The 26636-nt window shown below is 63.4% G+C and carries 22 protein-coding genes and 3 pseudogenes; 10 read left to right on the top strand and 15 right to left on the bottom strand.

Features of this window, described 5'->3' with window-relative positions; genetic code table 11:
* Positions 1–276: 276 nt before the first annotated feature.
* Positions 277–1383, top strand: a complete 1107-nt coding sequence (locus BPNPMPFG_RS31350) for an ISAs1 family transposase (RefSeq protein WP_258590624.1) — start codon at positions 277–279, stop codon at positions 1381–1383.
* A gap of 33 nt (positions 1384–1416) precedes the next feature.
* Here the strand turns inward: BPNPMPFG_RS31350 and BPNPMPFG_RS31345 are convergent, their stop codons facing one another.
* Entirely contained in the window at positions 1417–2169 is a 753-nt protein-coding gene (locus BPNPMPFG_RS31345) for a crotonase/enoyl-CoA hydratase family protein (protein ID WP_258592410.1), read from the bottom strand.
* A 20-nt stretch (positions 2170–2189) separates the two neighbouring features.
* Positions 2190–3959, bottom strand: coding sequence for an acyl-CoA dehydrogenase family protein (locus BPNPMPFG_RS31340; protein WP_258592409.1), 1770 nt, complete (start codon positions 3957–3959; stop codon positions 2190–2192).
* Between the two features lie 185 nt (positions 3960–4144).
* Here BPNPMPFG_RS31340 and BPNPMPFG_RS31335 point away from each other — a divergent pair, with 185 nt between their 5' ends.
* Complete coding sequence (locus BPNPMPFG_RS31335; protein ID WP_258592408.1) at positions 4145–4381, top strand: hypothetical protein; 237 nt, start codon at positions 4145–4147, stop codon at positions 4379–4381.
* Between the two features lie 228 nt (positions 4382–4609).
* Positions 4610–5719, top strand: a complete 1110-nt coding sequence (locus tag BPNPMPFG_RS31330) for a glycoside hydrolase family 25 protein (protein ID WP_258597003.1) — start codon at positions 4610–4612, stop codon at positions 5717–5719.
* Between the two features lie 25 nt (positions 5720–5744).
* On the opposite strand, the gene purD is transcribed toward BPNPMPFG_RS31330, so the two are convergent.
* Positions 5745–7022, bottom strand: a complete 1278-nt coding sequence (purD, locus tag BPNPMPFG_RS31325) for a phosphoribosylamine--glycine ligase (RefSeq protein WP_258592407.1) — start codon at positions 7020–7022, stop codon at positions 5745–5747.
* 154 nt (positions 7023–7176) lie between these two features.
* On the bottom strand, positions 7177–7998 hold the full coding sequence (locus BPNPMPFG_RS31320) for a phytanoyl-CoA dioxygenase family protein (RefSeq protein ID WP_258592406.1): 822 nt from the start codon (positions 7996–7998) through the stop codon (positions 7177–7179).
* An 89-nt stretch (positions 7999–8087) separates the two neighbouring features.
* Between BPNPMPFG_RS31320 and BPNPMPFG_RS31315 the strand changes: the two genes are divergently transcribed.
* Both BPNPMPFG_RS31315 and ubiA read left to right on the top strand, forming a co-directional pair.
* On the top strand, positions 8088–9014 hold the full coding sequence (locus BPNPMPFG_RS31315; protein ID WP_258592405.1) for a LysR family transcriptional regulator: 927 nt from the start codon (positions 8088–8090) through the stop codon (positions 9012–9014).
* Positions 9015–9045: 31 nt separating this feature from the next.
* Positions 9046–10029, top strand: a complete 984-nt coding sequence (gene ubiA, locus BPNPMPFG_RS31310; protein ID WP_258597002.1) for a 4-hydroxybenzoate octaprenyltransferase — start codon at positions 9046–9048, stop codon at positions 10027–10029.
* A gap of 251 nt (positions 10030–10280) precedes the next feature.
* Here ubiA and BPNPMPFG_RS31305 read toward each other — a convergent pair whose 3' ends face one another.
* The 3 genes from BPNPMPFG_RS31305 to BPNPMPFG_RS31295 form a co-directional block, all read right to left on the bottom strand.
* A complete protein-coding gene (locus BPNPMPFG_RS31305; protein WP_258592404.1) occupies positions 10281–10847 on the bottom strand; it encodes a DUF6101 family protein in 567 nt (188 codons plus the stop codon).
* Positions 10848–11032: 185 nt separating this feature from the next.
* Complete coding sequence (locus tag BPNPMPFG_RS31300; RefSeq protein ID WP_258592403.1) at positions 11033–12463, bottom strand: FAD-binding oxidoreductase; 1431 nt, start codon at positions 12461–12463, stop codon at positions 11033–11035.
* A gap of 9 nt (positions 12464–12472) precedes the next feature.
* Positions 12473–13447: an L-threonylcarbamoyladenylate synthase gene (locus BPNPMPFG_RS31295; protein WP_258592402.1), complete on the bottom strand. Its 975-nt coding sequence runs from the start codon at positions 13445–13447 to the stop codon at positions 12473–12475.
* Between the two features lie 170 nt (positions 13448–13617).
* Here BPNPMPFG_RS31295 and BPNPMPFG_RS31290 point away from each other — a divergent pair, with 170 nt between their 5' ends.
* Positions 13618–14118 carry a hypothetical protein gene (locus tag BPNPMPFG_RS31290; RefSeq protein ID WP_258597001.1) on the top strand — a complete coding sequence of 167 codons (501 nt, stop codon included), beginning with the start codon at positions 13618–13620 and terminating at the stop codon, positions 14116–14118.
* 151 nt (positions 14119–14269) lie between these two features.
* Positions 14270–14659: a hypothetical protein gene (locus tag BPNPMPFG_RS31285; RefSeq protein WP_258592401.1), complete on the top strand. Its 390-nt coding sequence runs from the start codon at positions 14270–14272 to the stop codon at positions 14657–14659.
* A gap of 74 nt (positions 14660–14733) precedes the next feature.
* Here BPNPMPFG_RS31285 and BPNPMPFG_RS31280 read toward each other — a convergent pair whose 3' ends face one another.
* Positions 14734–15042 carry an ATPase gene (locus BPNPMPFG_RS31280; RefSeq protein WP_258592400.1) on the bottom strand — a complete coding sequence of 103 codons (309 nt, stop codon included), beginning with the start codon at positions 15040–15042 and terminating at the stop codon, positions 14734–14736.
* Positions 15043–15219: 177 nt separating this feature from the next.
* Complete coding sequence (locus BPNPMPFG_RS31275) at positions 15220–17715, bottom strand: glycine--tRNA ligase subunit beta (protein ID WP_258592399.1); 2496 nt, start codon at positions 17713–17715, stop codon at positions 15220–15222.
* Between the two features lie 195 nt (positions 17716–17910).
* Here BPNPMPFG_RS31275 and BPNPMPFG_RS31270 point away from each other — a divergent pair, with 195 nt between their 5' ends.
* Positions 17911–18087, top strand: a complete 177-nt coding sequence (locus tag BPNPMPFG_RS31270; RefSeq protein WP_258592398.1) for a hypothetical protein — start codon at positions 17911–17913, stop codon at positions 18085–18087.
* A gap of 3 nt (positions 18088–18090) precedes the next feature.
* Here the strand turns inward: BPNPMPFG_RS31270 and BPNPMPFG_RS31265 are convergent, their stop codons facing one another.
* Positions 18091–19032 carry a glycine--tRNA ligase subunit alpha gene (locus tag BPNPMPFG_RS31265; RefSeq protein ID WP_258596999.1) on the bottom strand — a complete coding sequence of 314 codons (942 nt, stop codon included), beginning with the start codon at positions 19030–19032 and terminating at the stop codon, positions 18091–18093.
* Positions 19033–19225: 193 nt separating this feature from the next.
* Between BPNPMPFG_RS31265 and BPNPMPFG_RS31260 the strand changes: the two are divergent.
* Positions 19226–19683 (top strand): annotated as a pseudogene (locus BPNPMPFG_RS31260) (GNAT family N-acetyltransferase).
* 75 nt (positions 19684–19758) lie between these two features.
* Here BPNPMPFG_RS31260 and BPNPMPFG_RS31255 read toward each other — a convergent pair.
* The 5 genes and pseudogenes from BPNPMPFG_RS31255 to BPNPMPFG_RS31235 form a co-directional block, all read right to left on the bottom strand.
* On the bottom strand, positions 19759–21534 hold the full coding sequence (locus BPNPMPFG_RS31255) for a tetratricopeptide repeat protein (RefSeq protein ID WP_258592397.1): 1776 nt from the start codon (positions 21532–21534) through the stop codon (positions 19759–19761).
* Between the two features lie 239 nt (positions 21535–21773).
* Positions 21774–22217: a DUF1284 domain-containing protein gene (locus BPNPMPFG_RS31250; RefSeq protein WP_258592396.1), complete on the bottom strand. Its 444-nt coding sequence runs from the start codon at positions 22215–22217 to the stop codon at positions 21774–21776.
* Positions 22214–22802: pseudogene (locus BPNPMPFG_RS31245) on the bottom strand (biotin transporter BioY). Before BPNPMPFG_RS31245 ends, BPNPMPFG_RS31250 begins: the two are co-directional and overlap by 4 nt.
* Before the next feature lie 190 nt (positions 22803–22992).
* On the bottom strand, positions 22993–23661 hold the full coding sequence (locus BPNPMPFG_RS31240) for a GntR family transcriptional regulator (RefSeq protein ID WP_258592395.1): 669 nt from the start codon (positions 23659–23661) through the stop codon (positions 22993–22995).
* A 107-nt stretch (positions 23662–23768) separates the two neighbouring features.
* The gene (locus BPNPMPFG_RS31235; RefSeq protein ID WP_258592394.1) at positions 23769–24785 is read right to left on the bottom strand and encodes a polyprenyl synthetase family protein; all 1017 of its coding nucleotides are present in this window, start codon (positions 24783–24785) and stop codon (positions 23769–23771) included.
* A gap of 154 nt (positions 24786–24939) precedes the next feature.
* Between BPNPMPFG_RS31235 and BPNPMPFG_RS31230 the strand changes: the two are divergent.
* Positions 24940–26587 (top strand): annotated as a pseudogene (locus BPNPMPFG_RS31230) (alpha/beta hydrolase).
* Positions 26588–26636 lie beyond the last annotated feature (49 nt).

Here is a 26636-nt window from a genome sequence, read left to right as displayed (position 1 = left end):
ACGAATACCCCCACCCCTAACCCCTCCCCAAAAGGGGGAGGGAGATTCCGTAGGCGCCGATCTCGGCAAAAATTGCCGACGTTTTACGCCAAGGGGGAAGCGCGCGGCAGTATTCCCTCCCCCTTGTGGGGAGGGTTAGGGTGGGGGTCCTTCTTCGCAAGAATCCCTGTGCGTTTGCCCTGCCCACGAGGGCAGGGGAATCGCACATGAGTAGATCGGGTCACTTGCGTGGTGGAGAGAAATTGATTCTGACGGACCTCTTGAAGACAGGAGGTCATGATGGTGTTTGTGGATATATTCGACGAGGTTCCGGACCCTCGAGACTTCACGGCCCAGCACGAATTGCCAGAGATTTTGTTCGTGGCGCTGGCGGCGGTGCTTTGCGGAGCGACGCACTGCACGGAGATGGTGCTGTTTGCCAAGTCGCGGCTCGATCTGTTGCGGCAGTTCATCCCCCTCAAGCACGGCGTGCCCAGCCACGACACCTTCAGCCGGGTGCTGGCCGCACTCGATCCGGTGGCCTTCAACGCCGCCTTCATGCGCTTCATGGCCGCCTTCGGCACACAGGCGCACATCGATGTGCCGAAAGGCCAAGTCGCCGTCGACGGCAAGAGCCTCAGGCGCGCCTACGCCAAGGGCTGCGCCCACATGCCGCCGCTGGTGGTTACAGTCTTTGCCTGCGACACCTTCATGAGCCTGGCTCAGGTCGTGGCACACAAGGGTGGCGAGGTCGAGGCTGCGATCGAGGCGCTCAAGCTGTTGTCGCTCAAGGGGTTGACCGTCACCGGCGATGCCTTGCACTGCCATCGCCGCATGACCAAGACCATCCGCGAAGGTGGCGGCAACTATGTGCTGGCCATCAAGGGCAACCAGTCGAAACTGGCAGTACAGGCCAATGCCGCCCTCGACGCGGCAGCTGCGAGCAAAAGAACCAGGTTCCATCAGGTCGACGAGGATGCCCATGGCCGCCACGAGGTGCGCCGTGCTTTCGTCGTCCCCTTCGCCCAGACGCCGGGCCAGAACGCGCTCGTCGACCTTTGCGCCGTCGGCCGTGTCGAAAGCTGGCGCACCGTCGATGGCAAGACCACCCACAAGGTCCGCTGCTATGCGTTGTCGCGCACAATGCCGGCCAAAGAACTGATCGCCTCCGTCCGCCGCCACTGGAGCATAGAGAATGAGCTGCACTGGCAACTCGACGTCCTGCTCTGCGAAGATCGCATCAGGGGTCGCAAGAACAACGCGCCGGCAAACCACGCCATACTTCGGCGCCTTACTCTCAACATCCTTAGAGCCGACCCGGAAAACATCCCGCTCAGCCACAAACGACTCAAAGCACAGTGGGCCGATCAAGACCTCATCAGCCTTATCACTCATATGCGATAGCCCTGCCCACGAGGGGAGATCGGCAGCTTCTACTTATGATTTCTTTCTCGTCATGAATGCCGTGAGCGCGGCGCGCGCCTCATCTGATTTCAGCCGTTCGCGAAAATGCTCGCTTTCCTCGCCGATGCGGGCGACGAGATCGTCGCGCGAGCCACGCATCAGGTCGCGCGCGATCTTCAGCGCCTGTGGCGGCTTGGCCGCGATCTGGCCTGCCGCCGCCAGAACCGAGGCCTCCAGCGCCCCTTCCTCGACCACCTCGTAGATCAAGCCGGCGGCTTTCGCCCGCTCGGCCGAAAAGCCTTCGCCGAGGCCGAGCAGCGCGAAAGCACCTTGCTGCCCAAGGATGCGGGGCGCGAGCAGGCTCGATCCTGCCTCGGGCACCAGCCCGAGATCGACGAAAGGCGTCCTGAACACCGTGCGCGGCGTGGCGAAGGTCAGGTCGCAATGCAGATTGAGCGTCGTGCCGATGCCGACCGCAATGCCGTCGACGCCGGAAACGATGGGCTTTTCAACCCTGGCCAGCGCCATCAGGAAGTCCCAGACCTCGGTGCCGCCATCGCCGCCAGTGGCGACGACCATGAAATCGGCAAGATCGTTGCCGGAGGAGAAGGCGCCGGGCACGCCAAGGAAGACATGGACGCGGATCGCAGGATCGGCGTCGCCCTCGGCCAGAGCGGCCGACATTTTCGCATACATGGCGCGCGTCAAGGCGTTCTTCTTGTCCGGGCGGTTCATGCGGATGATCTGGATGGCGCCCTGGCGCTCGACGAGGATGTGGTCTGTCACGGTTTTTTCCTTGTGAGCGGTCAGGCTGAAATCAGTGTTTTGCCGGCAATCGAGAGGCTTTCGGCGCCGCCGATAACGCGCTCCTTCAAGGCCCTGACCTCGCCGAGCAGGTTTTCGGCGAAGAAACGGCAAAGCGCGATGCGGCCCGGATCGGCAAGAGCGCCCTGCGCCAGGTAGGCACCGCCGGCGGCAAGCGAGATCAGCCTGAGATAGGGCGTAGCACCAGCCAGCGCCTCGTCCGGCCGGCCGTCGGCCGCTAGTTTTTGCAGGAAGCGGGTCGCCTGCGTCAACTCGGCGAGCGCCGCGTCGAGGGCATCGGCGGTGCGGCCGAAACCCCTAAGATTCGATGTCCGCACGGCATTGGCGACCGCGGCAAGTTCGGCGATGTAACCATGCACATGGTCACTGCTGCCGAGCGGCAGCTTGCGCATCACCAGATCGATCGCCTGGATGCCGTTGGTGCCCTCATAGATCGGCGCGATGCGTGCATCGCGGTAGAGCGCGGCCGCGCCCGTCTCCTCGATGAAGCCCATGCCGCCATGCACCTGGAGGCCAAGCGAGGCAACCTCGACGCCGATATCGGTCGAGAATGCCTTGGCCAGCGGCGTCAGCAGATTGGCGCGGTCGCGCCAATGCGTCGCCTCATCGCCAGCCGACACGCGCGCCAGGTCGATGGCGTGAGCGCAGCAATAGCTGATGGCGCGCGCTGTCTGCGTCAGCGCCTTCATGGTCAGGAGATTGCGCTGCACATCCGGGTGGTGGACGATCGGCGCCATGCCGGCACCAGCGTAGCTTGCGGCCTTGCCCTGGCGGCGCTCATTGGCATAGGCGATTGCCTTTTGCGTCGCGGCTTCCGCGACCGCGACGCCCTGCATGCCGACGGCAAGGCGGGCGTTGTTCATCATGGTGAACATGCAGGCGAGGCCCTTGTTCTCCTCGCCGATCAGCCAGCCGATGGCGCCGGGCGCAGTGCCGCCGAAGCCATCGCCATAGATCATGGTGCAGGTCGGCGAGGCATGAATGCCAAGCTTGTGCTCCAGGCCGGAACAGAAGACGTCGTTGCGCGCGCCGAGCGAGCCATCGTCGCCGACCAGGAATTTCGGCACCAGGAACAGCGACAGACCGCGCGTGCCGGCAGGCGCATCGGGCAGCCGCGCCAGAACCAGATGGATGATGTTGTCGGTAAAGTCGTGCTCGCCATAGGTGATGAAGATCTTTTGGCCGAAGATGCGGTAGGTGCCGTCGCCCGCCGGCTCGGCGCGTGCGCGCAACGCATTGAGGTCCGAACCGGCCTGCGGCTCGGTCAGGTTCATCGTGCCCATCCATTCACCGGAGACGAGCTTTTCGAGATATTTCGCCTTGAGCTCCCGCGAGGCGTGTTTGTCGAGCGCCTCGACCGCGCCCATGGTCAGCGTCGGGCCGATGCCGAAGGCCATGGCGGCGGAGTTCCACATTTCGAGCGCGGCGACGCCGAGCATGGTCGGAAGCGCCTGGCCACCATACGCTTCAGGCCCGGACAGTGCGTTCCAGCCGCCGTCGATCCAGCGGCGATAGAGTGCCTTCCAGCCGGGCGGCGTGATGACGGCGGCGTCCTTCAACACCGCACCTTCCTCATCGCCGATCTTGTAGAGCGGCGCGACCTCTTCGGTAGCGAAGCGTCCGGCCTCGCCAAGAATGGCATCGACCAGATCCTCGCCAAGATCGCCGAATGTGCCGGCATCGAGGGCGGGCTTGAGACCCGCCACGTGCTTGAGCGTGAAAGCGATATCCTCGACCGGTGCCCGATACATGCCGCTTCCTCCTCCTGATCCATCGGACTGATCCTAGGACCCGCACTGCCGCAAAACCATCCGCCTTTGAGGGGCGGTCCTCCATCTTCTTTTTACGTAAACGTCAAATTTTGTCACGCGGATTTTGCAATCGCGTTCGCATGTATTAAATTCAATCCTGCACAAACCATCGACCGGAATGTCCCATGCTTGCCAGACCAGACGCCTATCGCTGCATCGAATGCGGCCTGCCCTATCGAGCGGCAGGGTTCTGGTACCATGAGGGCAGACTGGAACACGGCGCCGCCTACTGGTCGGACCGCGGCATATTGTGTTCGCCGCAATGCTCGCTCGCCCATCACCGCAAACGGGCGGCCGAAGGCACGCTGCAGCAAGAGCCGGCGCCGGACCCGTTTGAATTTCAGCCGGTTATCCGGCGTTAGCATCGCCGTCGCCAGCCTGCAGAAGCACTTCCTTAACCATAGCGGTTCAGGATTTGTCTTTGATCAACGGGGATTCCCTGTTTGAAAATGCCGGCGCGCCTCCTTCGCCGCTTAAAGAGCGTCGTGCCGATGCTCTTCAAGTCTTTGGTTTTTGTGCATGTCGTTGCCCCAAAACCGCTGCGCACTTTTGGGCGACATGCACTGGCGCTTCTCGCTTTTGCGGCGACGATGGCGCAGCCAACGGCGGCAAAGGCCTCGGATTTTTCCGAGCCCTGGAAGAATGCCGACCGCGCCCTGGTGGTCGACGCCTACGAGTACAATTCCATCGACTGGGCGCAACTCGCCACCGACAAGCGGATCGTCGGCTTCATCAACAAGGCATCCGACGGCATGCCGCCGCCCTATTTCTGTTTCGGCGGCGACAGCGAGGTAAAGCTGTGCAAGGCGCTGTGGAAACGCCATGCGGTGACACGCGAACTGTTCCAGACGCGCAGGGTGGTCGCCAAGGCGCTCGGCCTGAAATGGGGCGCCTATCACCTCGCCCGCCCCGGCAATCCGGTCGAGCAGGCCAACAATTTCCTCGATTTCGCCGATCCCGCGCCGGACGATCTGCTGGCTCTCGACATCGAGGGCAACGATCCCTCGCAGTGGATGTCGCTCGACGATGCCGAGGAGTTCGCGCGCCAGGTGCATCGGCGCATCGGCCGCTTCCCGGTGCTCTACACCAACGGCAAGACGGCCCAGTACATTGCCGACAACAGCTACAGATACCGGCTCCTGTCGCGGCTGCCGCTCTGGTATGCCCGCTACATCAACGACATCGACGTGCATTTTCCGATGGGCAACTGGCGCGGCTACGCGCTGTGGCAGTTTTCGGCGCAAGCCAATTGCGGCCGCTTCCACTGCCCTTACAGGGTTGCCGGCACGCCCAACGACATCGACGTCAACGTCGCACCGACGGACGCGACCACGCTGCGTGCGCAATGGCCTTTCGGCGGCCTGATCGACGTGCCACCTGACTATCTCGCCTCGATACCGCTGCCGGTCTCACGCGAAGCCGGCCTCGCCGGCAATGTCACCATCACTTACGCCTCGGTGGCGGCGCCGCCGACCTTCGAGGAGATGGTAGCAGTGCTGGGCACGCGATGGACGACGTTCCGCGACGGCTTCCGCATGCCTGTGGTGAAGACAGTGCCGCGACGGGCGGGCTTCGGCATTGTCCAATATGTCGCCTGGAAGCGGACCGAACAGCGTTCGCCCGCGCAACTCGATGCCGCCTTTGCCGGGGCTGATCCGCTCAGCACCGCTTCGACCGAGATCGACCGCGGCCAGCGGTAAGCCGCCGTCCCGCCAATACAGGCCTTCAGTTTGCCTGCTCGCGCGCCACCGCCTGCCAGCCAATGTCACGGCGACAGAAGCCGTCCGGCCAGTCGATCCGGTCGAGCGCGGCATAGGCGCGTCTCTGCGCCTCGCCGACCGTGCTACCGGTCGCCGTGACGTTGAGGACGCGGCCGCCATTGGCAACCAGAGCACCACCGTTGATTGCCGTGCCCGCGTGGAATATCTGGACGCCGTCGCTCACAGCGTCTTCGACGCAGCGGATGACCGATCCCTTTTCCGGCGTGCCGGGATAGCCCCTGGCCGCCATCACCACGGTGAGTGCCGCCTCGTCGCGCCAGCGCACCGAGGTGTGCGCGAGCTGGCCGTCGGTTGCCGCATTGAGCAGGACCAGCAGATCGTCCTTCAGCCGCATCATCAGCACCTGGCATTCCGGATCGCCGAAACGGGTGTTGTATTCGATCAGTCTTGGCCCCTTGTCTGATATCATCAGCCCGGCAAACAGCACGCCGGCGAATGGCGCGCCCGATTCGGCCATGCCGCGCATGGTAGGCTCGATGATCTCGCGCATGGTACGCTCGATCATTTGCGGCGTCATCACCGGGGCCGGTGAATAGGCGCCCATGCCGCCGGTGTTGGGGCCAGTGTCGCCATCGCCGACGCGCTTGTGATCCTGTGCGGTGCCGAAGGGAAGTGCTGTGGTGCCGTCGCAGAGGCAGAAGAAACTCGCCTCCTCGCCGGTCATGAATTCCTCGATCACCACCTCCGCGCCGGCAGCGCCGAAGGACCCGTCGAAACAGGCATCGAGTGCCGCTTCTGCTTCGCCCAGCGTCATGGCAACCGTGACGCCCTTGCCAGCGGCCAAGCCATCGGCCTTGATGACGATCGGCGCGCCGGTCCTTTCGACATAGGCCTTGGCGGACGCGAGATCGCCGAAACGGCCATAGGCGGCGGTCGGAATATCGTATCTGGCGCAGAGATCCTTGGTGAACCCTTTTGAGCCTTCCAGCTGCGCGGCAGCCTTGGAGGGTCCGAAAACGCGAATGCCTTGCGCGCGCAGATCGTCGGCAATGCCGGCGACCAGCGGCCCCTCCGGGCCAACCACGACGAGGCCGATCTCTTTTTGCTTGCAGAAGGCGGCGACAGCGGCGTGATCGGCAATGTCCAGTTTCACCAGCTCGGCCTCGCCGCCGATACCCGGATTGCCGGGAGCGGCATAGAGCTTGCTCAGCAGCGGCGACGCGGCGATCTTCCAGGCCAGCGCATGTTCGCGGCCGCCGGAGCCGAGAAGAAGAACGTTCATGGCTACCTCTTGATGCCGATCTCTTAGAGAACCCGCTATTGCTCTCTGGACGACGGGTCAAGGCATCAGGGTGCTTTGATCGGAATTGCGCACGGGAACGTTACCCCTGCCGAACATCGGCGGCGCCATCCGCCGCCGATGTTCCGGCTGTCGCTCAACCCTGGAAGACGACCGGAAACCAGTCCTCGCGCAGCCTCTGTCCCGGCTGCATGCCGTGGCCATGATAGGGCGGCGAGGTGCGCCCGGGCCGCTCGACATACCGCGCGTCGTCACCGACCCAGCGCAGCGACAGCGCCCGGCGCCGTGCCGAGGTCAGATTGCCACGCGCGCCATGCGCGGTCCTGAAGTCAAACAGGATGGCGTCGCCCGGCTCCATTTCCCACTCGAGCACCTTCATCCCAGGGTCCTTGTCGGGATCGGGCACCGGCAGATAGTCGCCCTCGCCGGCGTAAAAATTGCTGTCGTCGAGCCAGCGCACCGGCATGATCATCTTGTCCCATTTGTGCGAGCCGGCGATCAGGCGCAGCGTCGCCTCCTTCACCGGATCGATGGGAATCCAGAAGCTCACGGTCTGTTGGCCATCGACGAAGTAGTAGGGGATGTCCTGATGCCAGGGCGTCGGCTTCTGCGTGCCGGGCTCCTTGACCAGCACGTGGTCGTGGAAGAACTGCGCGGTGCGCGACTGCATCACCGCCGCCGCCAGTTCGGCGGCCGGCGAATCCCGCACCACGCTGACGAATTCGGGAATGCGCTCCCAGTTGCAGTAGTCGTCGAAGAAACTGCCGCGGCCATTGGCGATATCGGACGCGGTGGCGCTGCGGTTCTGCATGTTGCGCTCGATGCCGGCGGCAATCGTGTCGACCCAGCCCTTGAAGGCGCCGCGAATGCAGACAGCACCATCGCGCTGATAGTCGGCGATCGTCTTTGCGTCGATGAATTGGGTGTCGTTTGTCTGGGTGTCGATTGCGGAAGCCATGGCGTTCTCCTCTTGGAATGAACCGACTATCGCAATCCTCTTTCATTCAGTAAAATAATAACTTCCCATTTGGTACATAGGACTACCCTATGAATGTAACCCTCACTCAGTTGCGCTATCTGGTCGCCGTGGCGCGTCATGGCAGCGTCACTGGCGCGGCGAAGATGCTGAACGTCTCGCAGCCTTCGATTTCGGTGGCCATCGACGCCGTCGAGAAGAATTTCGGCCAGAAGCTGTTCGTCCGCCAGCGGGGAAGCGGCGTGTCGCCGACATCGTTCGGCCGTGCCGTCGTGGCGAAGGCAAGACAGGTCCTGACAGAAACGGATGAACTCATCGGTCTTGGTTCAAGCAAATCCGCTATCGGTGGTGAACTGGTGCTTGGGTGTTTCGAGGACTTGGCGCCTTTCTTCGCGCCGGCCCTGATCCGCGCCTTCTCCGAACGCTATCCGGCCGTGGAGATCGTCGTTCGCGACGAGACGTTCGAGACGCTCGGGCGACGGCTCGGCGATGCCGCCATCGATCTCGGCCTCACCTATGACCTCAGCCTGCCGACGCATTTCGCCCGCATCCTGCTGCGCGAACTTCGCCCGCATGCGCTGTTGCCGGCAGGCCATGCGCTGGCGGACCGCCCCGAGGTCAGTCTGGCGGATCTGGCCGCCTATCCGCTGATCACGACGGACCAGCCGCACAGCTGGCAACATATGCTCGATCTTTTCCGCAGCCGCGGCCTTTCCCCGGTGGCAGACAGGGCGACAAGCTCGTTCGAACTCCAGCGCAGCATGGTGGCCAACGGCTTCGGTGTCGCGGTCAGCTACACCCGCCCGCATGGCGACCGCAGCTATGACGGCCTGCCTCTCATCTGCAAGCCGCTGTCGGATCCGCTGCCCATGCAACGGATCCTGCTCACCTATGACACGCATCAGCGGGTGTCGAATGCGGCGTTGGCGTTCATCGAGGTGGCCAAGGTTTGGTTCGCCTCCCACGACATCTTCTCGTCCGCAAGCGAGACCGCTTGACGGCCTTCCAGTCTGCTGCCAATCCAGCATGATGGAACCCATCCAGTCGAAAGCAGCCCAGGGCCGTGTCGCCGATGCGCCGAACGGCCATTGGGTCTACCGCGTGCTGCCGCGCACGATATGGCCCTATGCGCAGCTTGCCCGGTGGGACAGGCCGATCGGCTGGCAGTTGCTGCTGTGGCCGTGCTGGTGGTCGGCAGCGCTTGCGGCGAGTGCCTATCCGCGTCCCGGCGATCCGCTGCTCTCGCTACTGCCGGCGCCATTGTATCTGGTGCTGTTCTTCATCGGCGCCATCGCCATGCGCGGCGCCGGCTGCACCTACAATGACCTCGTCGACGAGGGCATCGACAACCAGGTCGAGCGCACCCGGTCGCGGCCGCTGCCTTCGGGCAAGACGACGCGCCTGCGGGCATGGGTGTTTATCGGCCTGCAGGCACTGGTTGGCCTGGCGGTGCTCATACAGTTCAACAGCTTCGCCATTCTGCTCGGCATCTGTTCGCTGGCCATCATCGCCGTCTATCCGTTCATGAAGCGAATAACCAACTGGCCGCAACTGGTTCTCGGCCTTGCTTTTTCCTGGGGTGCGCTGATGGGATGGGCGGTCGAGTTCGGCGACATCGATGGGCCCGCCATCATGCTCTATATCGGCTCGATCCTGTGGGTGATCGGCTACGACACGATCTATGCGCATCAGGACAAGGAAGATGACGCCATTGTCGGCGTGCGCTCGACGGCACGCCTGTTCGGTGAAAACACCAAGACGTGGCTGGTGGGACTCTATGGCGGCACGCTGGCCTGCTTCGCCATCGCCTTCGCATCGGCGCAGGCTCCAGTAGTGGCGCTGGCCGGGCTGATCGCCGCCGGCGCCCATATGGCCCGGCAGATCGTCGTTTTGGATATCGACAATCCGGACCAGTGCCTGCGGCTGTTCCGCTCGAACAACCAGGTCGGCTGGCTGATCTTCCTTGGCCTGATCGGCGGCGCGGTGTGGGTGGCGCTGAAGCCGCTGGTTTAGCGGCAAAGTATTGGTTGGCAGCTGTGAGAACCAACCATCTTTCCAACTGCTTGTGCTGCCCCTCATCGCCCTGCCGGGCACTTCTCCCCGTATAGTGACAAGCAGGACGCCGTTATCGAGGGTTTCGCCAATCGCAGACGTTGCGGAAAACGTGCCAAAGGTGCGGAAGTCCCTTCTCCCCGTCCTATACGGGGAGAAGGTGGCGGCAGCCGGATGAGGGGCAGCACCAACCTCGCAAGCAGAGTTTCAAGCTATTCGCGCGAGATAATCTCCTGGCCGTCGATGACCAGTCTGAGGCCGAGGTCGCCGGCCCGGCGGCGGGCGAGGAAACGTGGGCGGCGGGTGGTCGAAACACGGCCTTTGCGGCGATCCCGCGGCGGCAGCGTCTTGATGGCGGCGCCAAGCGATTCTTCCAGGGTGCGGGCGACGCCGTCCGATTCGATCAGCAGCATCGGCAGGCGGTAGGCGTCGGCCCAGGCGCGCCAGTCGGCGGCGACATCGTCGAGATCGTCGGCCACCAGCAGCGGCACCGACAGCATCGGATCGTTGTGCAGAAGTTCCAGGGTCACCGTGACATTGCCATCCGGATCCTCCATCGCACGGGCGGCGACGCCGCGAAACGCATTGGCGGGCAGCGCGATGATCGCCGGCACGCCGCTCATCTCGAGCAGACGGCGTATGACGGCACCACGATGGTCGATGGTGAAGGTCACGTCACCATAATCGTCGCGCGTGGCGTAGCTCACCACTTGCGGCAGGCGGAATGGGTCGAGACGCATGTTGCGTCCCGCCCAGACTGGCTTCAGTCCGGTGTTCATAGAGTGCCTTCCTGTCTGTCTCCTGAGAGCCGGTGTCCGGTTCTCTCCGGGCCGGTTTTTCCAGCCTCGTTTGTGAGCAGACAGTAGCGCGGGCTCCTTACCGCCCCGCTTAAGAAAGTCGGTTAAATTTTGCTGATCTCAGGGATGGTTATCGGAATGCCACCAGCCACAAGATGTGGAAAGGATCAGATAACCTTACCGGGATTCATGATGCCGGCGGGGTCGAAGGCAGCCTTCACCCTGCGCATCAGGTCGATCGCCATCGGCGGCGCGGTGGCGATCAATTCGTCGCGCTTCAACTGGCCGATGCCGTGCTCGGCCGAGATCGAACCGTGCAGGCTGCGCACCACGTCATGCACGGCCTTGTTCATGGGATGATAGAGGTCGAGAAACGCCTCGTCGTCGCCGTCGACGGGCCGCGAGATGTTGTAGTGCAGATTGCCGTCGCCCATATGGCCGAAGCAGACCACTCGGGCGCCGGCACTCACCGACGCCACCGCACCGGCGGCTTCATCGATAAAGCGCGGGATCAATGCCACCGGCACTGAAATGTCGTGCTTGATCGAGGCACCCTCCGGCTTTTGCGCCTCGGGCAGCAGTTCACGGAAATTCCAGAAGGCGTCGCCTTGCCCAAGACTTGCAGCGATGACGGCATCGCCGACGAATTCCTGTTCGAGGCCCGCCGAGAGCACGTCTTCGATCAACGCTCTCGAATCTTCCGATGAACGGCCGGACGAAATCTGCATCAGCACATACCACGGCCAGTCCTCGATCAAAGGCCGCACCACGCCGTGGGCATGCGCCAGCGTGAAGTCGTACGGCCGCTTGCCGATCAGTTCGAAAGCGGTGAGCGCTGCCCCGGCACGGTCCATTGCCAGGCCGAACAGGGAAAGTGCTGCCTCCGGCGATGACAGGCCGACGAAAGCCACTTCGCGCCCTTTCGGCTTCGGGAACAGTTTGAGCACGGCGGCGGTGATGACGCCGAGCGTTCCCTCGGCGCCGACGAACAGGTTCTTCAGATCGTAGCCGGTGTTGTCCTTCTTCAGCTTGCGCAAATCGTCGAATACTTCGCCGGTCGGCAGCACCACCTCGACACCAAGGCAGAGCTCGCGGGCATTGCCATAGGCAAGCACGCCTGTGCCGCCGGCATTGGAGGAGAGATTGCCGCCGATCTGGCAGGAGCCTTGCGCGGCCAGCGACAGCGGAAACAGCCGGTCGGCGGCATCGGCCGCCTCCTGCAGCGTCTGCAGGATGACCCCGGCCTCGACCGTCACCGTGTTGGACAGGACATCGATCTCGCGGATGCGGTTCAGCCGCGACAGCGACAGCACGATCTCGCGGCCGGACCTGTCCGGCACCTGGGCACCGACCAGCCCGGTGTTGCCGCTTTGCGGCACGACCGGCGTTCCCGTCTCGCTCGCCAGCCGCATGATCCGGCTGACCTCGTCGGTGCTGCCCGGCCGCAGCACCAGCGATGTCACGCCGTGCCAGAGCCCGCGCCGCTCCGTCAGGTAAGGCGCGATATCCTGCTCGTCGCGCAGCGCGTATTTGTCGCCGACAATCACGGCGAAGCGGTCGATGAGAGCGGGGTCGAGTGTCTGAGAAATTTCGGTCATGTGGGAAAACTATGTCGAGGCATGAGTGTTGTCACGAGGGGCGGCGGCACGCGAGAGCCGATCGTTGATCGCCTCGCCGAGACCGTCGAAGGGAACCGGCTCGACGGCGATGGTCCGTGCGCCGCTGCGATCGAGATCTTGCATATGGGCGAAAAGATTGCTCGCCGCTTCGCGCAGGTCGCCCGTTTCGGACAGGTTGAGGAAAGCGGCAGCTTGTCGCCAACCTTGCGCGCGCCGGTTACCGAAGCCGAGCAGGGCCTCGCCCTCGCCGACCGTACCAGCATTGAGCCGCACCGCGGCACCCGGCGCATAGTGCGAAGCAAGCATGCCCGGCGCCTCGACGCCGGCGGCACCGCCGCGCAGCAGCTCCATGCCGATGGCCGCCTCGATCTCTTCGGCGGCGATGCCGCCAGGCCGGAGCAGCCGCAACCTTCCCGCTTCTGCCTTGACGATGGTCGATTCCAGTCCGACCGGTGTCGCGCCACCATCGACTACCAGCTTTATCCGTGCGCCGAGATCGGCCGCCACCGCTTGCGCTGTCGTCGCGCTGATCTTGCCGGATGAATTGGCGCTGGGCGCGGCAAGCGGACGGCCAAGCCTGGCGATCAGGTCGCCGCCAAAGCCCCTTGGCATGCGCAAGGCAATCGTATCGAGCCCGGCCGTGACCAGCGGGTGGATGCCGTTGCCGGGTCGCCGCGGCAGCACCAGCGTCAGCGGGCCGGGCCAGAATGCCAGCGCCAGTTTCTCCGACAGTGGATCAAACAAGGCAATGCGCTCAGCCATCGCCATGTCGGCGACATGGGCGATCAGCGGATTGAAGCGTGGCCGTCCCTTGGCTTCGAAGATACGCGCCACGCCGATGCCGTTGGTGGCGTCGCCGGCAAGCCCGTAAACGGTTTCCGTCGGGATGGCGACGACATCGCCGCCCTCAAGCAGCGCCAGCGCCCGCTCCAACGCCTCGCCGACGGCAAGTACTTCAGCCACTCTCGTCACCTCGCAGATGCCGGCGTGCGTAGTACGATGGCGGCTGTTGGGCAAGTCGGGCATTGGCGATTCATCAATCCCTAAAATGCCATGTTTCCACGAAAGCCGGCATCAATTCCGGCCTGCTATCGTGCGGCTTCTGGGGCAAAGGGGAGCTGTCATCCGTGTCAATGCGTATCCTACTGGGCATCATTCTGGCGACGGCAACCGGCGGGGCACAGGCCTCGTCGCTGGTTTTTCCCGGCGCGCCATCCTCGACACCGTCCATCATCAGGCTCGGGGAGCCCAAGCAGCTTAAGATCGCCGAGGTGGCCGGGACCAAGGATGTGCAGTCGGTCGTGGCGGTCGGCGAAGCGGAGCCAGACGTCACCTATGAAAAGGTGGCGGCGATCCCGGATAAGCCCGAGGCCAGGCACGGTTTCCAGCAAGGCCCGATGGTCATTCGCGGCGGCATCACCGGTCCCGCCTTCTCGGCACCGACGCCAACCGCTACGCCCGCAAAAGCCACTGCGCCAGCGGCGGGCACTGCACCAGCGGCAGGCGCCACGCCAACAACGGCCATTGCCTCAGCAGCACCCTCAGGGAACGCCGGAAAGCAATCCACCCCGCCGCCGAGCGCGCCAGCGCGGGCGACAACCCAGCGCATGCCCGCGTCCGGCAAAGCCAAGTAACCTGACGGCTTGGCTTGACTGTGATCTGCCGCCCGGCGCACCATTGCCAGGCGAATTCCGCGCCAGCCTATCTTCGCCGCTGGACGTCACCGCCTGAATTTCGTCAGGCGGCTCTGGCAGGCGGGATTTCGTCTTTCAAAGGGGGTTTCTCATGAGAAAATCCAAGACCGTTACCGTGGCCGGGCTTCTGCTGGCGTCATTGCTTGGCGCCGGCGCCGCTCATGCCGACGACATGCTGGGTTCCTATGTCGCGCGCATTTCCGATCGGGATCATCAGGCGAGTGACGGCTATGCGCTGAACAGCGCGGCGCAGATGGTGCGGCAGGACCGCGCCAACTGGCACAAATTCCATCGCCGCGACAGCGACGACGAGGGCGATAGCTGGTTCAGGACCAACGACCAGCGCGCCGATTTGCAGCGCATGCTGGAGCGTCCCGGCGCGATGAGTTCCTCGACCAAGCGAGCCATCGTCAATGGCGAGCCGCTAATCCAGGTCGACGTCTACGAAAACAGCGTGCAAGTCAGCATTCTGGAAAACTGACGGGGTCAGCATCTGACAGAAAAGGGCGGCGCGTCAGCGCCGCCCTGGCAACCATAGAATCGGCAGCCGAAAAATCAGGCCGCTTCTTCCTTGTCGTCTTCTTCTTCTTCGGATTCGTCTTCTTCGGATTTCTCGTCGTCGCCTTCAGCCTTTACGCTGTCGTCGGCGTCGTCTTCGTCCTCATCTTCGTCTTCGTCGTCACCCGAGAGCGTAGCGGTTTCGGCGTCGTCTTCATCGTCGCCATGTTGGTCGTCATCCGACAGATCGGTCGCTTCGACCGTGGCGGCAGCGGCATGGTCGAGGGTGGTTTCGGAAGCGGATTCAAGCGCCTCGGCGGGAGCCGGGGTTTCTTCTGTCACTTCGATTTCGTGATCGGAATTCATGGAAGCCTCCGTGGGTTAGGGAACATGTCCCTTTTGCCACGGAGAGATCATCGTCATATGACTGTAAGCCGGCTCGAATGGCCGGCGGCAAAGAAAATTTCTCTTCGGCCTACGGCCTGTTTTGTCCGAGCATGATCTTGTCCGAAAACCGGTACCCACTTTTCGGGATCATGCTTGTCAACCAGCAATCTTCGAGAAATCCGCGACCTGGCCGGTGGCCGCGCGGATGCGTGCGAGCAAGGCCAGGCGATTGGCGCGCACCGCCTCGTCCTCATCATTCACCAGAACATGCTCGAAGAATGAATCAACCGGTTCACGCAGCACGCTAAGCGCCAGCAGGGCGCCGGAAAAGTCATCGTTTTGAATCGCTTCGCCGGCTTGCTTCTCAGCCTGATTCACCGCTGCAAACAACGACTTCTCGGCATCCTCGCGAAACAGCGCCGGCTCAACATGGTCGGCGACCGCTGTTTTCTTCTTCTCCTCGGCAGCCAAAATGTTGGCCGCGCGCTTGGCGCCGGCGAGCAGGTTCCTGCCGTCCTCGGTGTCGAGGAAGGAGCCAAGTGCCTCGACCCGGCGGACGATCTGGAGCAGGTCGTCGGACTGCGATTGGCCAATCTCCCCCCCTGTGGGGGAGATGGCCGGCAGGCCAGAGGGGGGCGCTTCGCGCTGAGATGTCGGCGGAACAGCGCCCCCCTCTGTCGGCTTCGCCGACATCTCCCCCACAGGGGGGGAGATTGGGCGCGAACCTGCCGACAAAACCGCATCAATCAGATCATGCCGTGCGCCCTGGTCGCGCAGATAGACTTTCAGGCGGTCATGGAAGAAGGCGAGGAGGTCGCGGTCTGTAGACCTTCCGTCGCCGACATAAGCTCGTGCACTCACATAGTCGCCGCCCGACTTGGCTTGCTCTTCAGCGTGCCTTAGGTCGATCTGATCTTCGATGATTTTTCGATGCTCGGCTATGGTCGAAAGAAGGTTTACCGGCGTCTCATTATCCAGCACCAGCCTTACCGTCCCAAGAGCAGCTCTACGCAGAGCGTAAGGATCCTTCGAGCCCGTCGGTTTTTCCTCGATGACCCAAAATCCAACCAGCGTATCCAGCTTATCGGCAAGCGCGACAGCGACCGACACAGGATCGCTCGGCACATAATCGGATGGGCCTTGCGGCTTGTAGTGTTCTTCAGCCGCTGCGGCGACCGAAGCATGCTCGCCCTGCAACAGAGCGTATTTGCGGCCCATGGCGCCCTGCAGTTCGGGAAATTCGCCGACGACTTCCGTGGTGAGATCAGCCTTGGCCAGAACAGCGGCGCGGCGCGCCAGCGCGGGATCGGAGCCGACGATCGGCGCCAGTTCTTCCGCCAGCCGGGCAATCCGCTCCACCCGTTCCCCTTGCGTGCCAAGCTTGGCGTGGAAGGTGACATCGAGGTGGTCGAGGCGGGCCATGCGCTGGTCGAGCGGCTTCTTCAGATCGAGCCCGAATTTTTTCGCCGATCCGTCTAGTTGGTCGAGATCCGGCAAATCGCCCTGGTCGGTCGTCCAGAAATAGAGCGCGTCGGACAGACGGGCGCGCACCACCTTGCCGTTGCCGTGAGCGATCTCCTTGCCGCCATCCTTGGCCTCGATGTTGGCGGTGAGGATGAAGCGGTTGGAAAGCGCCGATTGGCCAATCTCCCCCCTCGAGGGGGAGATGCCCGGCAGGGCAGAGGGGGGTGCTTGGCGCTGAGAGGACGGCGGGACAGCGCCCCCCTCTGTCGGCTGCGCCGACATCTCCCCCTCTAGGGGGGAGATCGGGCGCGATGTCACAAAGCACTTCTGGTTGGCGCGGATGGTCAGGCGGATCACCTCGGCCGGAATGGCCAGGAAAGCCTCCTCGAACTCGCCCATCAGCACCACCGGCCATTCGACCAGCCCGGACACCTCTTCCAGCAGTCCGTCGTCCTCGACGAGGTCGAGCCCGTTGGCGAAGGCGAGATTGCGCGCATCGGCAAGGATGATCTCCTTGCGCCGGTCGGCATCGAGCACGACCTTCGCCGCCTCCAGCTTGGAGACATAGTCGTCGAAGCGGCGCACCGTGATGGCGCCGGGCGCATGGAAGCGGTGGCCATAGGTGACGTTGCCCGAGCGGATGCCGTCGATCTCGAAATCGACCACCACCGGCTCCTCGGTCTCCGGGCCGAAGGTGCACAGGATCGATTGCAGCGGCCGCACCCAGCGCAGCGAGCCGGGCTTGGCCGAAGCCGGCCCCCAGCGCATCGACTTCGGCCAGGGAAAGCCGCGGATGATGCCCGGCACCAGTTCGGCGATGATCTCTTCCGCCGCCCTGCCCGGCTTCGAAATGTGGGCGACATAGAAATCGCCCTTCTTCGGGTCGGAATGGACATGCGCCTCGGCGATCGATGAAAGCCCGGCCTTGCGCAGGAAACCCTGGACCGCCTGTTCGGGCGCCGTCGTCGAAGGCCCCTTGATCTCCTCGCTTATATCCTTCGAGCGCGCGGTCAGCCCCCTGATATCGAGCGCCAGACGCCGCGGCGTCCAGTACTCGCGCGCCGCCTCATAGGTCAGCCCGGCCTCGACCAGACCATCGGTCAGCATCCTCCTGAGATCACCCGCCGCCTTGCGCTGCATGCGGGCGGGGATTTCCTCGGAGCGAAGTTCTAGAAGCAAGTCAGGCATGGATGGGGCTCGCACGGCAAGATGGTCCGCGCGGGGCATAGCAACTCGGCTGGCCGCTGTCACCCTTTCCAGAAATTTTGGCCGTTCTGTCGGGACGAGGCGATGCCGCTCGTCCTTAGGTCAAAGATTTCCATGAACCAGACGCAGGCGCTGAAGCGACCCACGCTCAGGCAGAGGACTATTGGCTGAACGACCATGAAGACGGCATCGAGACTCCTGCAAATCCTGGCGCTCAGCGCCTGCTTCGCGGCGCAGGTGCATGGCACCTTCTCGATGCCGGGTGTTAGGCAGGCATTACGGACAATGGCTGGCCCAAGCGGCCAGATCCTGTCGCCGATCAACGCTTCCCTCGAATTGCTTAAGCGCGCCTGAAGTTCAGGCCGCCAGTCCGCCGGCCCGTGTCTTCAAAAACGCCTCGCCGCAGGCCTTCGCCAGATTGCGCACCCGCAAGATGTAGCTCTGCCGCTCGGTGACCGAAATCACGCCGCGCGCGTCAAGCAGATTGAAGACATGGCTGGCCTTGATGCACTGGTCGTAGGCCGGGAAGACCATGCGGTGCATCGGCAGGTTGTCGTTCGATGCTGGCGCACCGGCGTCGAGCAACGCCTTGCATTCGGCCTCGGCGTCCTCGAAGTGGCGCAGCAGCATCGCCGTGTTGGCGTATTCAAAATTGTGGCGCGAATATTCCTGCTCTGCCTGCAGGAAGACATCGCCGTAGGTGACCTTGTCGGCGCCCTCGCGGCCGTTGAAGTTGAGGTCGTAGACATTGTCGACGCCTTGCACATACATAGCCAGACGCTCCAACCCGTAGGTCAGTTCGCCGGCCACTGGCGCGCATTCGATGCCGCAGACCTGCTGGAAATAAGTGAATTGCGACACTTCCATGCCGTCGCACCAGCATTCCCAGCCCAGCCCCCAGGCGCCGAGCGTCGGGCTTTCCCAATCGTCCTCGACGAAGCGGATGTCGTGCAGCAACGGATCGATGCCGATCGCCGCCAGCGAGCCGAGATAGAGCTCCTGCAGGTTCGGCGGGTTCGGCTTCAGGATCACCTGATACTGATAATAATGCTGCAGCCGGTTCGGGTTCTCGCCATAGCGGCCATCCTTGGGGCGGCGCGAGGGCTGGACATAGGCGGCGTTCCAGCGTTTTGGCCCGAGCGCCCGCAGCGTCGTTGCCGGATGAAACGTGCCGGCGCCGACTTCCATGTCATAGGGCTGGAGGATGACGCAGCCATAGTTCGCCCAGTAATTGTGCAAGGTCAGGATCAGCCCCTGGAACGAGCGGCTGGGATGCATATGGGCGGGGATTTCAATCATCACGGGGGGCCTCGACAGCAAAGGCTAGCTTGCCGGCACGTCCTAGAGACCCGGCGGCGAAGCGTCAAGCAAGGCGCGCCGGCCGATCGCCGCGAGCGTGCGGGACGTTGAAAGCTTTGCGGGTGGCTGGCCCATTGCCGGCCATGGCAGCCTGCGGTTTGTTTGCCCCGTCTCAACGACAGCAGGTTCAGCCATGCCCAGCCCGGTCGCCATCCGCCCCATCACGCGCCAGGATTTCGAGCAGTGGCTGCCGCTATGGGACGGCTACAACGCATTTTATGGCCGCTCGGGCGAGACGGCATAAGCGAGATCACCGCGATGACATGGTCGCGCTTCTTCGATGCCTATGAGCCGGTGCATGCGCTGGTTGCCGAGAGCGAGGGACAGCTTCTCGGCCTGGTGCATTACCTCTTCCACCGCAGCACGACGGCGATCGCGCCGAATTGCTATCTGCAAGACCTTTTCACCACGGAGGCCTCGCGCGGCAAAGGCATCGGCCGAGCCCTGATAGAGGGCGTCTACGACCGTGCCCAGGCAGCCGGATCGGGCCGGGTGTACTGGCTGACGCATGAAACCAATCACACGGCGATGAAGCTTTATGACAAGATCGGCGAACGCTCCGGCTTTATCGTCTATCGAAAGCTGTTCTGAGCCCGTTTCGCGGATTGAGCGTTTGGAACGAAAACGGGGCTCCGAAAGAGCCCCGTTTGCATTCAAAACCCGATGTCATCCCTTCGGGGCTGGCACCGGCTCGGGTTTGACCTTCGGGGTTTCCTGCGCCGTGTTGGATTCGATCGGCGGCAGGCCCTTCATCAGCTTCTGCTGCAAGGTGGCGAGCACGTCGGGATCCGGCTTCAGGTCGCGCGCCTGGTTCCACTGGAAGGTGGCTTCCAGCTTGCGGCCGACGCGCCAGTACGCATCGCCGAGATGGTCGTTCAGAACCGGGTCTTCCGGCTTCAGCGACACCGCGCGTTCCATTTCGCGCACCGCGTCGTCGAACCGGCCGAGGCGGAAATAGGCCCAGCCCAGGGAATCGACGATGTAGCCGTCGCTTGGCCTGAGATCGACGGCCTTCTGGATCATCGCCAGGCCTTCCTTGAGATTCGTGTTCATGTCGACCCAGGAATAGCCGAGATAGTTCAGCACTTGCGGCTGATCGGGGAACAGGTCCAGCGCCTTGCGGAAGTTCGGCTCGGCCTTCGGCCATTCCTTCAGCCGCTCATAGGCGATGCCGCGCTGGTAGAAAATGTTCCAGTTGGCGGCGGTCGGCGTCTTCAGCACCGTGACTGCCTTGTCATAGAGATTGGCCGCGGAGCGGAAATCCTCCTTCGACGAATAGACGCCGCCAAGCGCCAGGTAGGCGCGCATGTCATCGGGATGCGCATCGACAAAGGCTTTCAAATGGGTGATCGCCTCGTCCTGGCGATTGAGATCGGCGAGGTTGAGGCCGAGCTGCAGGTCCGAGAGCTCCTTCAGGGGCGAAGAGTCGGGGATCCGCCGATAGAGCGCGATGGCGCCCTCGCCGTCTTTCAGCTGTTCGGAGACGGCGGCGAGCTGTACAAGGGCCGCGTCGTTGTCAGGCTTCAGGGCCAGGGCATATTGCAGGTAAAGACGAACGAACGGCTCGCCGCCACCACGATTGAGCGCCGTGGCGAGATCAAGCAGGATTTCCGACGCACCGTCCGACGGGCCAGCCGCGAAAGGCGCAATCTTGTCGCCCTTGCTGATCCTGTTGCGCAAGGCGATGATTTCCAGCTTGCCAGGTGCAAAGGCCTCGGCCTGATCGAGCACCGACAGCGCCTTGGCCTTGTCGCCCTTGCGGGCCAGGAACGACGCGTAGGCCTGAGCGTTGCGCATCCAGGTTTCGGGAGCCGCACCGCCGGCGGCCGTATCCTGCATCGTCGCCGCGTAGATCGCTTCGGCCTTTTCCGGCATACCAGACGCATCGGCGATCAGCGCGCGATGGAAGGACTTGAACAGGCCGAACCAATCCGGGCCCTGGAGCTTGTCGATGGAAGCCATCGCATCGCTGGCCTGGCCGGCGCCTTGCTGGGCCCAGCCGGACATGACCCCGGAGATCAGCCGGTCGAGATCGGATTCCAGCGACAGCTTCAGCCAATACTGCGCCTTGGTGAAATCCTTCTTGTGGAAGGAATCGACCGCAAGCGCCAGGCGCGAGAAGCGCTCGACATCGGGAATTTCCTTGAGCTTGTCGGCATAGACCAGGGATTCGTCGAAGCGGCCTTGAGCGATCAGCGACAGCATCAGGCTCTGCTGCAGGCCGGCGTCGCCCGGATTGAAGGCCAATGCCTGCTTGTAGTAGGCGATGGCGCTGTCGAGATCGTTGTCGCCTTCGGCGATCCGCGCGGCCAGATAGGCTCCCGAGAAGGACGTGATCCTGACCGGTTCGGTGGTTTGTTTGGCATAGGCCGGCATGGCCAAGATCGCCATGCCCGTCACAATTGCCAGCCCTGTGAGCCAGCGCGCACGTCCTTGCTGCATCGTATCCCTTTCAGCCAGGCGCCATCTCCGCGTCAGCGGGATCGACGTAGACTCGATCTTTCCGGGCAAAGCATGGCCTTTTTGGGGTCGCGCTTCAATCCGCCTCGAATTCACAATCCGGGCACCCGATTAACAAACCATGGCGACAAGGGACAGTTTTCCGTTTCCGAGTTCCGGCCATGGCCCTGCGCGGAGCCGAACATATCACAGATTCGCTCGCGGAGACTCCGTCGCCGATATCAGCGCTTGCCCGGCAAGTCAGGCCGCCGCACCCGCGTGTCGCGATAGAAGCCGGCCGCAACCATACTGCACAGCCCATGCCACTCGCAGCCTGCGCAAGCCCTGCGCACAAGGCCGGCCGAAAATGCCTGCCGCATTCGTGCCAGGATTGCCGCATCGAGGTCGAGACGGGCGCCGGCGCGGATTGGCCGCGCCAGCAGATCCGCCACGTCCTGCGCCGCGAACCGGTCTCGTTCGGCGGCGCTGTCGCGCAGGCAGTGCGGTTCAGGCTCGTCGAGCAACGGGGCACAAACGTCGTCCGGGCCGGAAACGAGGAGGATGTCCTCGCCCCGGCTCAGGCGCTCCGCGATCCCGTCGTAATTGGCGGTGAAGGCAGGACTGTATCCCTTGCCCACGTAGGTGAGCAGGCAAAGGAGGTGATGGGCGCGCAGCCTGATCGTCACGGATTCGCCGGTTTGCCGCCGCGAAGGGCCATCAGTGTCGCGGCACCAAGTGCCGACTTGAGCAGACCACCAAGCAGAAAAGGCAGGAACCCGAAGGTGATGGCCTTTTCAGCGCCGATCATGGCAGCGAGCCAGACCGTACCGAGCACCAGACAGGCAAGGTTGCCGAGCAGCATGGCGGCGAAGGCAAGCACCACCCTGTTGCCGTTCCAGCCGCGTTCGGCCAGCCAGCCGACCAGCGCGCCGACAATTGGGAAGGCGAAGAGATAGCCGCCCGTCGGCCCCGACGAAATGCTGCAGACCGGCTGCCCCTCCGGCCAGAACCGGAAAGCCGACCGCGCCCTCGACCAGCCAGGCGGCGATGGTGATAGCGCCAAGCCGCCAGCCATAGAGCGCGCCGATCAATGTCACGGCGAAGGTCTGCATGGTCACGGGAACCGGCACCATCGGCACTTCGATATAGGACGACAGCGCCAGGAACAGCGTGCCGAGCACGACGGCTCCGATCTGCCAGCCGAGAGAGCGGCCTTGAAGCCTGAGCGGGCTGAACGACGGGTTGCGGGACGAGAATGCGACGTCTGCCATTGGGATTCCTTCGATCGGTTGCAAATTATAGATAATTTCTGTTTTCGATCTATTATCGAATCCACAATTCCGCGGGGATGGCAAGCCTTCGCTGTGCAAAGGTCGCCTAAAGCGCGTCGCGACGCGCTTTAGGCTGTTGTTTTTATGCATGTCGTTCCCGAAAACCGGGGCCACTTTTGGGCGACACGCATCAACCGACGATGGCAAAGGCCTCGCGCGTCGTCCCGGAGGCGGTCCTGACCGGCTTGCGGCCAATCCACTGGACATGCCGTCCCAACGTCACCGCGGCCGATTCGGTGTTTCCCTGCCGCAAGGCGGCCAAGATCGCGCGGTGATCCTGGTCGGTGCGCGTCTCCCACTCCGAGCGCCATGCCGCGAACAGGAAGCGGGCGCTCGCGGCGTGCAGATCATCGATGGTGGCAAGCAGGCGGGGCATGCCGCATGGCGCCAGGATCAGCCGGTGGAAGGCGCGATTGGCTTCTTCCCATGACCTGACATCGCGGGACTTGTCGCCCGCCTTGGTCGCCTCCTCGGCAAGGTCGAGAATGGCCGATGTCAGGTGCGGGGCAGCATGGCGCAGCGCCAGCACTTCGAGCGCCGCCCGCATTTCGGCGACCTCCTTGACCTCGCCCAGATCGAAAGCCGCGACACGCACGCCACGGCGTGGCTCACCGACGGCCAGCCCTTGCGCCTCGAGACGACGGAAGGCCTCGCGCACCGGAACATGGCTGGTGTGGAATTCTTCTGCGATGTGATCCTGCCGAAGCCGAGCCCCGGGCTCGATCGCGCCCGAGATGATGCGGTCCGCCAACACCTTGCTGATGCGCACCGCGATGGTGTCGTCTGTGCCCTTAGCCATGTTTTATAGATAATTTGCGGCGGGGCGGCTTGTCGAGACGGCGAGATCGGGATTCGCGACCTTCCTCCCCAATATGGGCCGGAGCGAGCCCGCGAAACGCCAGCCGCTCAGTTCACCCGGCTGATGCAGAAATCGATCACGTCGATCAGCGCCGATTTCTGCGGCGTCGCTTCCAGCGGCGCCAGCGCGTCGCGGGCGATCTCGCCGAAATGGCGGGCGCGCCCGATCGTGTCGGCAATGGCGCCGTGGTGGGTCATCAGGCCGATCGCCTTTTCCAGGCCGGCGTCATCGACGACATTGTCTTCGATGGCGCGCTTCCAGAAGGTGCGCTCGGCCTTGGTGCCGCGCCGGTAGGCAAGGATGACCGGCAAGGTCACCTTGCCCTCGCGGAAATCGTCGCCGACATTCTTGCCCAGATCCTTGCTCGTGCCGCCATAGTCCAGCGCATCGTCGATCAGCTGGAAGGCAAGGCCGAGATTCATGCCGTAGGAGCGCAGTGCCGCGCGGTCGTTGCGGGTCGCCTGGGCGATGACCGGACCGACCTCGGCAGCAGCCGAAAACAGCGCGGCGGTCTTGGCCTTGATGACGGCGAAATGCTCGTCCTCGGTGGTCTCAAGGTTTTTTGCGGCGGCAAGCTGCATGACCTCGCCCTCGGCGATGATCGAGGCCGCACTGGACAGGATGTCGAGCGCTTCGAGCGAGCCGACATCGACCATCATGCGAAAGGCCTGGCCGAGCAGGAAATCGCCGACCAGGACGCTCGCCTGGTTGCCCCAGATCATGCGGGCGGTCTTCTTGCCGCGGCGCATGCCGCTCTCGTCGACGACGTCGTCGTGAAGAAGCGTCGCCGTGTGCATGAACTCGACCGATGTGGCGAGCTTGACGTGCCCCTCGCCGGCATAGCCGAACATCTGCGCTGCGGCGAGCGTCAGCATCGGCCGCAGCCGCTTGCCGCCAGACGAGATCAGATGATTGGCAACCTCCGGAATCATCTCGACGTCGGAGCCGGCCTTGGACAGAATCAATTCATTGACGCGTCCCATGTCGGCCGCCGTCAGATCGATCAGATCCTTGATGGAGGCGGGTTCCCGCTTCCCGTTTTCAATATTGAGAACGACACCCACGACAATCACTCCCGTCTTGGTATAACGCGTGCGACGGCACCCTTGGTCCCTGCATGGACTCTAGGGCGGCAGACACAGCCACGGCAAGTGGCTAATTGGCGCGGGGGGCGATGACAGCCTGTCAACCCCGCCGAAAAGGAGATGAACGCGGCCGATGATGCGAGGGTGGATGATCCGGCTCTGGCACTCGTTCTCGACGGTCGGCCTGCTTGTCGGCACGCTGTTCTTCGCGGCGTCCCTGACCCCCCTCGCTCAACCCGCGCGCCGTGCTTGTGCAAGGCATTCTCTCCGGCTTCTGCTTTGCCACGGGCTATGGTGCCGGTGTCTTCGGTCTTTGGCTGTGGACATATCTGGGGCTTCCCAACCCCGGACCACGCAAGGCACAATTGATCAAGCTGGTCGCTTCGGTCGTCTGCACGGCGATCGCGCTGGTCTTTCTCTGGCGCGCGGCGGATTGGCAGAATTCGGTTCGAGCCCTGATGGAGCTGGAGCCGGTCGACAGTGCGCAGCCATTCCGGGTGGGCCTGATTGCACTGGCCACCTTCGTCGTGGTCCTGATGCTAGCGCGCCTGTTTCAGATCACTTTTTTGTTTGTGGCCAACAGGCTTGCCCGTTTCATTCCCCGGCGTATTGCCATTGTCGCCGGCGTTTCGATCGCCGTCGTGCTGTTCGGCAGCGTCATCAATGGCGTCCTGCTGAGATATGCGCTCCACGTCGCCGACAGTTCCTATCAACAGCTTGACGCCCTTGTCGAAGACAGCATCCAGCAGCCGGGCGATCCCGCCAAGACCGGCAGCGCCGCCTCGCTGATCGATTGGGACCATCTTGGACGAACCGGTAGGGAGTTCGTCACGACGGGTCCGATGAAGCAGGACCTGCAATCGTTCCTGAAGCGCGATGCGCTCGAGCCCATCCGCGTCTATGCCGGATTGCGCTCGGCCGATACGCCGCAGGCCAGAGCAAGGCTGGCATTGGCGGAGCTGAAACGCGTCGGCGCATTCGACCGCTCGGTTCTCGTCATCATCACGCCGACGGGGACAGGCTGGATCGATCCGGCAGCCATCGACACGCTCGAATATCTGCATGACGGCGACGTCGCCAGCGTCGCCATCCAGTATTCCTACCTGCCGAGCTGGCTGTCGCTGATGGTCGAGCCCGGCTATGGCGGCGACGCCGCGCGGGCGCTCTTCGCCGAGGTCTATGGCTACTGGACCACGCTGCCCAGGGATCACCGCCCAAAGCTCTATCTGCATGGCCTGAGCCTGGGCGCGATGAACTCCGAGCAATCCAACGAACTGTTCGAAGTGCTCGGCGATCCCTACCAGGGCGCGCTGTGGAGCGGCCCGCCCTATTCGAGCCGCATCTGGCGCTCCATCACCAGCAACCGCAATCCGGGCTCGCCGGCATGGCTGCCGCGCTTCCGCGACGGCTCCTATGTGCGATTTACCAGCCAGAAGACTGCCCTCGATATCCCCAATGCGCGTTGGGGACCGATGCGCATCGTCTATCTGCAATATGCCAGCGACGCGATCACCTTCTTCGAGCCCAGATCCTTCTATAGGGCTCCCGACTGGATGAGCCGGCCGCGCGGGCCCGACGTTTCTCCCGATTTGCGCTGGTATCCGATCGTGACCTTCCTGCAGCTGGCGGTCGACATGGCGGGTGCAGCGACCATGCCGATGGGTCATGGCCACGTTTATGAGACGGAGCACTATATTGATGCCTGGATGGCGGTGACGGACGTCGAGGGCTGGTCGGCCGACGACGTCGCCCGGCTGAAGCGTCACTTCGCCGAACGGTAAAGCGGGGAGCACGGGACATACCGGTAACCGCCTGCCCGTTTACATATGC

The organism is Mesorhizobium sp. AR07, assembly GCF_024746815.1.
In the GTDB taxonomy this organism is placed as follows: Bacteria; Pseudomonadota; Alphaproteobacteria; order Rhizobiales; family Rhizobiaceae; genus Mesorhizobium.
This window is presented reverse-complemented; position numbering and strand designations above follow the sequence as displayed.

Excerpts from the sequence above, each read along its gene's own strand:
- BPNPMPFG_RS31320 (WP_258592406.1), bottom strand. The coding sequence starts at position 7,998 with ATGGCTTCCGCAATCGACACCCAGACAAACGACACCCAATTCATCGAC.
- BPNPMPFG_RS31240 (WP_258592395.1), bottom strand. The coding sequence starts at position 23,661 with ATGGCTAAGGGCACAGACGACACCATCGCGGTGCGCATCAGCAAGGTG.
- ubiA (WP_258597002.1), top strand. The coding sequence starts at position 9,046 with ATGGAACCCATCCAGTCGAAAGCAGCCCAGGGCCGTGTCGCCGATGCG.
- BPNPMPFG_RS31330 (WP_258597003.1), top strand. The coding sequence starts at position 4,610 with ATGGCGCAGCCAACGGCGGCAAAGGCCTCGGATTTTTCCGAGCCCTGG.
- BPNPMPFG_RS31255 (WP_258592397.1), bottom strand. The coding sequence starts at position 21,534 with ATGCAGCAAGGACGTGCGCGCTGGCTCACAGGGCTGGCAATTGTGACG.
- BPNPMPFG_RS31350 (WP_258590624.1), top strand. The coding sequence starts at position 277 with ATGATGGTGTTTGTGGATATATTCGACGAGGTTCCGGACCCTCGAGAC.
- BPNPMPFG_RS31300 (WP_258592403.1), bottom strand. The coding sequence starts at position 12,463 with ATGACCGAAATTTCTCAGACACTCGACCCCGCTCTCATCGACCGCTTC.
- BPNPMPFG_RS31280 (WP_258592400.1), bottom strand. The coding sequence starts at position 15,042 with ATGAATTCCGATCACGAAATCGAAGTGACAGAAGAAACCCCGGCTCCC.
- BPNPMPFG_RS31290 (WP_258597001.1), top strand. The coding sequence starts at position 13,618 with ATGCGTATCCTACTGGGCATCATTCTGGCGACGGCAACCGGCGGGGCA.
- BPNPMPFG_RS31275 (WP_258592399.1), bottom strand. The coding sequence starts at position 17,715 with ATGCCTGACTTGCTTCTAGAACTTCGCTCCGAGGAAATCCCCGCCCGC.
- BPNPMPFG_RS31335 (WP_258592408.1), top strand. The coding sequence starts at position 4,145 with ATGCTTGCCAGACCAGACGCCTATCGCTGCATCGAATGCGGCCTGCCC.
- BPNPMPFG_RS31285 (WP_258592401.1), top strand. The coding sequence starts at position 14,270 with ATGAGAAAATCCAAGACCGTTACCGTGGCCGGGCTTCTGCTGGCGTCA.
- BPNPMPFG_RS31305 (WP_258592404.1), bottom strand. The coding sequence starts at position 10,847 with ATGAACACCGGACTGAAGCCAGTCTGGGCGGGACGCAACATGCGTCTC.
- BPNPMPFG_RS31315 (WP_258592405.1), top strand. The coding sequence starts at position 8,088 with ATGAATGTAACCCTCACTCAGTTGCGCTATCTGGTCGCCGTGGCGCGT.
- BPNPMPFG_RS31340 (WP_258592409.1), bottom strand. The coding sequence starts at position 3,959 with ATGTATCGGGCACCGGTCGAGGATATCGCTTTCACGCTCAAGCACGTG.
- BPNPMPFG_RS31265 (WP_258596999.1), bottom strand. The coding sequence starts at position 19,032 with ATGATTGAAATCCCCGCCCATATGCATCCCAGCCGCTCGTTCCAGGGG.
- BPNPMPFG_RS31270 (WP_258592398.1), top strand. The coding sequence starts at position 17,911 with ATGAAGACGGCATCGAGACTCCTGCAAATCCTGGCGCTCAGCGCCTGC.
- purD (WP_258592407.1), bottom strand. The coding sequence starts at position 7,022 with ATGAACGTTCTTCTTCTCGGCTCCGGCGGCCGCGAACATGCGCTGGCC.